General features: G+C 34.3%; 3 protein-coding genes. 1 reads left to right on the top strand and 2 read right to left on the bottom strand.

Annotation, left to right across the window (positions count from 1 at the left end; translation table 11 throughout):
• The first annotated feature begins 1,216 nt into the window (after positions 1–1,216).
• Positions 1,217–2,494, top strand: a complete 1,278-nt coding sequence (locus F6K22_RS26510; protein WP_293104953.1) for a phthiocerol/phthiodiolone dimycocerosyl transferase family protein — start codon at positions 1,217–1,219, stop codon at positions 2,492–2,494.
• Positions 2,495–3,052: 558 nt separating this feature from the next.
• On the opposite strand, the gene F6K22_RS26505 is transcribed toward F6K22_RS26510, so the two are convergent.
• Both F6K22_RS26505 and F6K22_RS26500 read right to left on the bottom strand, forming a co-directional pair.
• Complete coding sequence (locus F6K22_RS26505) at positions 3,053–3,259, bottom strand: hypothetical protein (RefSeq protein ID WP_293104950.1); 207 nt, start codon at positions 3,257–3,259, stop codon at positions 3,053–3,055.
• A 71-nt stretch (positions 3,260–3,330) separates the two neighbouring features.
• Complete coding sequence (locus F6K22_RS26500; RefSeq protein ID WP_293104950.1) at positions 3,331–3,537, bottom strand: hypothetical protein; 207 nt, start codon at positions 3,535–3,537, stop codon at positions 3,331–3,333.
• Between the last annotated feature and the right edge of the window lie 45 nt (positions 3,538–3,582).

Here is a 3,582-nt window from a genome sequence, read left to right as displayed (position 1 = left end):
TTGAGCGCATTTAGCTGGAGCGCTCTTCAATTCGAGGGTAACGGTCCCCCACAAGAGGAGCGAAAAAATTAGTGGTGCGCTTTGCGTGGGGGGAAAGAATCCCCCATTATACACCTTGAATAAGCTGGCTGCTGTTAGCGTTAGCGAAGCTCCTCTGTAAGAGGCAGCTCCTCTGAAAGAGGCTAGCTGAGTGCTGACTGCTACTTCAATTGTGAATTGTTAATTGTTAATTTATGAACAAGATTTCTAGTCTATTTTTGACAATTATTAATCGGTATTTTATAGATTTTTCCTACTTTTAACCAAAACCAGGAAGTCCAAAGCATGCCCTTGAATAGGGGATGAAAAGATGGCACTTTATAATTAGGAATTACGCAAATACCATGTATATAGTACCTCTGCGTAAGTCATGATAATTTCAATACCAATGAATGGTTCCCCTCTTTTTACTGATAACTGATAACTGATAACTGAAATGAAACTTTCCCACATTTGGCAGATATAGCATTCTTTTTAGCGAATGGTATATCTGCAAATTACCAAAAGTAATGCTATAACTCAACACCTCAATAGTTAACAAGATTCCAAGTCTGTTTTTGGCAATTATTTAGTCGGTATTTTATAAATTTTTCTTACTTTTAAGCTCTCCCCTCACCTCCCACACTTCCCACACTTCCCCACCCAATCATATATAGCATTCTTTTTTTATATTACCTGAATATAAGGGTTTCAAAAATAGTGGGATAGGTTCGACTTGGGCAGTAAAATGTATTTTAATCATTGCTACTAACAGGGAAGCTATCTCAAAGTCTAATTTTTCCTGCCTCATGGGTAAGTCCTGGAACACTTATATTAACTGAAGAGCTACTTATTTCTACTAGAAGTTATTTGAAATATATCAATAATAATTTCTGATTTCCAGACAAGACGAGCGTAATTATAATCTAGCTGAAGTCGGCAGTTCCGACCCAGGAGGCAAGCTAAAAGTTTATATCTATTTGCGTAGCATTCCCTAGGAAATGCTTAGGTTCAAAAATATAATCAGTCAAAACTCACGGTGAACGTAGAAACGAAGTCGAGCGATTAAAATTCAATTTCTCAAGCAAATAGTTAAACCGATCGACCCGTTTTATTTATTAGGCTGTCTAATACTAAATATCAGGGATTTTTGCTATATATCCCTGTATTGTAATTTACGATAATTTAGGCTAAAAACATGACCAACATCACTAATAATAGACCTCTTTTTAGTATAGAAAAAGGCTGGGAAGTTGTTCAACGCGAAGTCAACACATTGCACATTGTTGTAATTGGAAAAATTACAGGATTTCTCGACCCAGAAGTTTTGAGGCGATCGCTCTTATTAGTTCAACGGCGTCATCCTCGATTAAATTCTCATATTGTTGGACCTTTAGATAACCTAATGTTTAAAACTGAAGGTACAGAGAAAATACCTTTAGAAATTGTTTTGAACCCTGAACCTGAATATTGGCTAACTATTGTTAGTAATGAGTTAAATGGAAAGTTTGAAAGCAGAAAAGTCTTGATAAAAGCTATTTTGCTAAAACCAAGTGAAGAAAGTACAACTAATTATTTAATTACCAAAGTTCATCATTCAGTCGCAGATGGTATTTGTGCTGTTCACTTACATTCAGAGATTTTAAATTTTTATCAAAAAATAGTATCAAATAGCCAAATTTCTCAAGTCATTCAATTAGCACCTCCTCCCTGTATGGAGGAAATAATTTCTGACTACACCATAAAAAATAATGCTGAATTATCAAAATCAAATCAACCAATAGATACAATTCCTATTGAAAAATATGTACCTCATCAAGAACGTACCTGTGGATTTATTCAAAAACAATTAAATCCCAGTTTAACTCAACAACTTATTCAACGTTGTAAACAAGAAAAACTCACTGTTCAAGGGGCTATTTCTTCAGCAATGATGTTGGCATTAGCTAAAAATTTAGAACCAAAAGATAGAGACTTTTATTTCAGTTGTTTTTTCCCAGTAGAAATGAGAAGAAAAGTAAATTATCCTGTTGGTGATGAACAGATGGGAATCTTAATTTCAGCCTTAACTTGTTTTTACACAGTTAATCAAAAAATGCCATTTTGGGAATTAGCAAAACAAGCTACAGAGCAGATTAAAGAAAGAATAAAAACACCTGAAATCTACAATAGTGTTTTTTCTTTTTGTCAAGCTTTAGAAGACTATTTGGATCATCCCGAAAAAACCACTCATTCCATATTAATATCTAATATTGGCAAAGTAAAAATTCCATCGGAATATGGTGATTTGAAATTAGAAGAAATTAGTTTTGCTCCAGCAATAACCATTTTTGGTAATATTTTTGATGTTAATGTTTCAACTTTCCAAGAAAAAATGTTTTTTAACTTTGTATACAGTAAACCTTTAGTTAGTGATGCTTTTATGGAAAAGCTAATTGAAGAATCAATAGAAAATATAGTGGTATCTTTTCATTAATGAATCATGAATAATAGATAATGAATAATGGAGAGTGGATCTGCAACAATTAATAATTAATAATTAATAATTACCTCTTCTGTAATGGAAGGATTGACTAAAAGGATTTTTTTGTCTTCTCAAGGGGAGATTGGATATGGCGCAGGTTTCGGAGCCATCCCATCCTTCGGAATGCTCCGCAAACAACCACTTTTTCTCTATGAATGGAGAGGCTTTATACCTTAATTTTTCGGTAAAAACTCTCTCTTTGAGCTGATTTATCAAGTAAAAATTAAGAGGCTGAGTTCGAAGCTCTACTTGTGGTTTTAGGAGTTAGCGTCTCTGAGTTCCTTAATTCCTGAAAGCTAGGTAATTTCAGTTATCAGTTAGCCTAAAGAGCGGAGGAAGTTCGTTTTTTCCTGACGGAATGCTCCGCAAACATGTCGCGCAGGGAAACAGTTATCAGTTATCAGTACCTCCACCGAATAATACCAATTCCCAAAAGTATTGCTATACTTAGGTCGCACTTCAGTTATTAAGTAATTAACACAGGATAAATCATTTTTTGCTAATAATAGTCTAGTTAATATTTATTATTCTTGTTTTTACTCCTCCACACACTCCCCACACTCCCCACACTTCGCCACCCAATCGGGTATAGCATTCTTTTTGATAAATGGTATAAGGAGGCAATAAAATCCGGAATCTTCTTTTTTTTATCCTCTTAAAAGAGGAAGTGTAACTACCCAAATTTTTCGGTAAGATAATACCAATTCCCAAAAGCATTGCTATACTTATGTCGCACTTCAGTTATTAAGTAATTAACACAGGGGAAATCATTTTTTGCTAATAATAGTCTAGTTAATATTTATTATTCTTGTTTTTACTCCTCCACACACTCCCCACACTCCCCACACTTCGCCACCCAATCGGGTATAGCATTCTTTTTGATAAATGGTATAAGGAGGCAATAAAATCCGGAATCTTCTTTTTTTTATCCTCTTAAAAGAGGAAGTGTAACTACCCAAATTTTTCGGTAAGATAATACCAATTCCCAAAAGCATTGCTATACTTATGTCGCACTTCAGTTATTAAGTAATTAACACAGG

This window comes from Okeania sp. SIO2F4, from assembly GCF_010672385.1.
In the GTDB taxonomy this organism is placed as follows: Bacteria; Cyanobacteriota; Cyanobacteriia; order Cyanobacteriales; family Microcoleaceae; genus Trichodesmium.
Note: the sequence above shows the minus strand (reverse complement) of the source record. Positions and strands in the feature narration are given on the sequence as shown.

Excerpts from the sequence above, each read along its gene's own strand:
- F6K22_RS26500 (WP_293104950.1), bottom strand. The coding sequence starts at position 3,537 with ATGCTTTTGGGAATTGGTATTATCTTACCGAAAAATTTGGGTAGTTAC.
- F6K22_RS26505 (WP_293104950.1), bottom strand. The coding sequence starts at position 3,259 with ATGCTTTTGGGAATTGGTATTATCTTACCGAAAAATTTGGGTAGTTAC.
- F6K22_RS26510 (WP_293104953.1), top strand. The coding sequence starts at position 1,217 with ATGACCAACATCACTAATAATAGACCTCTTTTTAGTATAGAAAAAGGC.